A 3,085-nucleotide genomic window follows, 5' to 3' on the forward strand; every position below is an offset into this window, starting at 1 on the left:
AAATTCCGTATTTATAACTAAATATTACACAAGAAATTAATAGATAGCAAGATTTTTTCTTATTCTACATATTTACTTCTTAATAGTTCTATTTCTTTTGCATAACCATCTAATTCATTTGGAGTTTCTAAAAAAAATGGTAAATGTTTTAGCTTAGGATGATTTATTATTCTTGTTATAGCTTCTAAACCTAAAAATCCTTCTCCAATTTTTTCATGTCTATCTTTATGGCTTTTAAATGGATTTTTGCTATCATTTAAATGAATTGCTTTTAATCTATCTAATCCAATTACTGTATCAAACTCTTCTAAAACCTTATCTAATTCATTTACTATATCATACCCTGCATCATAAATATGACAAGTATCTAGGCAAACACCCATTTTTTCTTTTAATTCAACTCTTGATATTATTTCTGCTATTTCTTCAAATGTTCTTCCAACTTCTGAGCCTTTTCCAGCCATAGTTTCTAGCAAAACTGTTGTAGTTTGATCTTTACTTAATACTGTATTAAGTAAACCTACTATATAATTAATTCCTATCTCCACCCCTTGTTTTACATGACTTCCTGGATGAAAGTTATATAAATTATTTGGCATAAGTTCCATTCTATTTAGATCATCAACCATCATTTCCCTTGCAAACTCTCTTGTTCTTTCATCTGCTGAGCATGCATTTAATGTATATGGGGCATGTGCCAAAATAGTTGCAAAATTATTTTCACGTGCAATTTTTAAAAGAGCTTCCATATCATCCATATCTATTTCTTTTGCTTTACCACCTCTTGGATTTCGAGTAAAAAATTGAAAAGTATTTGCTCCAATTTGTAGTGCTTCTTTCCCCATATTTTCAAAACCTTTTGTAGTTGATAAATGACATCCTATATTTAACATAATTACCTCCAAAGTATAGTTTTATTTCAATTTATTAAATTTAATACTCTTTTTATAAAAAGTATTAAATATCTTATTCTTATTTATAAATTATAACCTAATACTATTAACTATTAGCTTCTGTTAGTTATATAAAATAATACTATAAAATCTATATTAAATACAAGAATTAATTAATAATATATATTAATTGATAATTATATTTACATATAACTACTTAATTAATTTCTATACTTTATAAAATTATTGGTAAGTAACCATAAATAAAGTGGATAATAGATTAATATGCTCCAATTATAGAGCAGTTTCATTATTTTAACTATCTACTATAATGGGAGCATATCAAATTATCCACTTTTCTACTTAGTTATTATAATATTTATTATATATTCACTAAAGAATATGCCATGTTATTTTTTAACTTCTCTGCAAGATAAATAATAACCTCCACCAGTCACTTTATTTATATTATAAAAGTTATACCAGCACTAAATAGTCCACCTAATATTAAAGAAAATGTACTTATCGCAAGTGATATATTTAATTTTCTATTAGATTTTTCTCTTTCCATTTTAGTAATTTCTAAATTTGCATTAGTTGCATATTGACCACCGTTTTGTCCAGCTCCTTGCATAGAAAGTGCCATTGGATCTCCTGATATAGATGCAAAAATCCCTACAAAAACTAATATAACTCCTTCTATAAATAAAACATTTTCAAAGTTTTTATAAGATGTTACTTTAGTTATTATAAAGCCTATTAACGCTGCTAATCCAAGCCAAACTATACCCCAAAGCAAAGATTTTATGACTAAGCTAATTCTATCATCTTTCATATTAAATACCCCCTTTTTACTATTATAGCACTTTTTTACAAAAAATTATACATACTTATGCAATATCTATCAGATATATAATACTAATTTATTTTTAAATAAAATCTACCCTAGATCAATTAAGTAGTAAGTATTTAATACTTAGTGAAGTGACAGCAGTTATAATTAAACTACTATAAAAGCCTATATACAGAATCTTGCCCTGAGGTAGATACTCTTGATTTTTGATTATAGTTTACACTTATTACCTGATACCTGTTCCATGTTACCTATAAAATGAAAACAACTGTAAACTGTGCACTAGAAATTTTGCTTCGCAATTTAAAGTTTTTACTCCTCATAGCAAATAATAGGCGTACCCTCTTCAATATTTTCAAAAATAGTTTTTGCTAAATATGATGGAGAATTAACACATCCATGTGTTCCATTTCCCTTATATATTTCTCCTCCAAAAGAATATCTCCAGCTTGCATCATGAATTCCTATATTCCCATTAAAAGGCATCCAATAAGTTACTTTTGCTTCATAATTTGGACCTCTTAAAGTTGCCTCTTTTTGCTTATAATTAAGTGCATATGTTCCAAGCTTAGTAGAATAGCCTTTGCTAGAATCTCCTGTAACTATATCTCCTTGGGTAATTAATTTTCCATTTTTATAAAACCACAAATGTTGATTTGTTATATTTACTTCTACATAAGTATTTCCTATATCATCCTTATCTCTATATAAAGCTTTCTGTGTATATACTGGCTCTTTTTCTAATACCGCTCCAAGCTTTATATTTTCAATTAACAGTTTTGTTTCTCCAATAGAATTAATTTTCCACCCATAATATCCACCTTTAACTTCTACTGCTTTTCCTGTAGAGGTTTTAAAGTTTCTTGTCATTCCTACCGTGTTATATTTAGAGCTTAACTCTAATACATAATCTTTTACTGCATTCTCATCAATTTTAACATCTAAGTCATCATCAACGCTAAGCCATTCCTTTATTCTATTACCACCTAAGACTTCATTTTCCCTTTCAAATAAATATGTTATTTTAGTGGAAACATACTTATCTAATATAGCCTTTGTTTCTATTGTCTTATCTGATTTTAAAGTATATTTAGGATTTTCATAACAAGACTTATCATTTAAATTTACTGAGGTTTCTCCATTTAATATACTGACTTTTATAGTTTCATATAACTTATTATTATCTATTTTGTTTCCATAAACTTCTTCTATTAAATAATAAGAACCATTTGAGTATTTAAAGTCTACGTTTCTTGGATCTACTATATTTTTATTTAAGCAATCTAGCTCTTGTATCTTTTTTAATAATTTATTATTATCATAACTCACTAAATTCATT

The 3,085-nt window shown here is 26.7% G+C and carries 3 protein-coding genes; all 3 read right to left on the reverse strand.

Features of this window, described 5'->3' with window-relative positions; all coding sequences use genetic code 11:
- Positions 1 to 59: 59 nt before the first annotated feature.
- Positions 60 to 893: a deoxyribonuclease IV gene (locus A500_RS09235; RefSeq protein ID WP_016207313.1), complete on the reverse strand. Its 834-nt coding sequence runs from the start codon at positions 891 to 893 to the stop codon at positions 60 to 62.
- 463 nt (positions 894 to 1,356) lie between these two features.
- Entirely contained in the window at positions 1,357 to 1,728 is a 372-nt protein-coding gene (locus A500_RS09240) for a hypothetical protein (RefSeq protein WP_016207314.1), read from the reverse strand.
- A gap of 330 nt (positions 1,729 to 2,058) precedes the next feature.
- Positions 2,059 to 3,085: L,D-transpeptidase family protein (locus tag A500_RS09245; RefSeq protein ID WP_016207315.1), on the reverse strand; the 1,027-nt coding region annotated here is incomplete at its 5' end.

It is taken from the genome of Clostridium sartagoforme AAU1, assembly GCF_000401215.1.
In the GTDB taxonomy this organism is placed as follows: Bacteria; Bacillota; Clostridia; order Clostridiales; family Clostridiaceae; genus Clostridium; species Clostridium sartagoforme.

Excerpts from the sequence above, each read along its gene's own strand:
- A500_RS09235 (WP_016207313.1), bottom strand. The coding sequence starts at position 893 with ATGTTAAATATAGGATGTCATTTATCAACTACAAAAGGTTTTGAAAAT.
- A500_RS09240 (WP_016207314.1), bottom strand. The coding sequence starts at position 1,728 with ATGAAAGATGATAGAATTAGCTTAGTCATAAAATCTTTGCTTTGGGGT.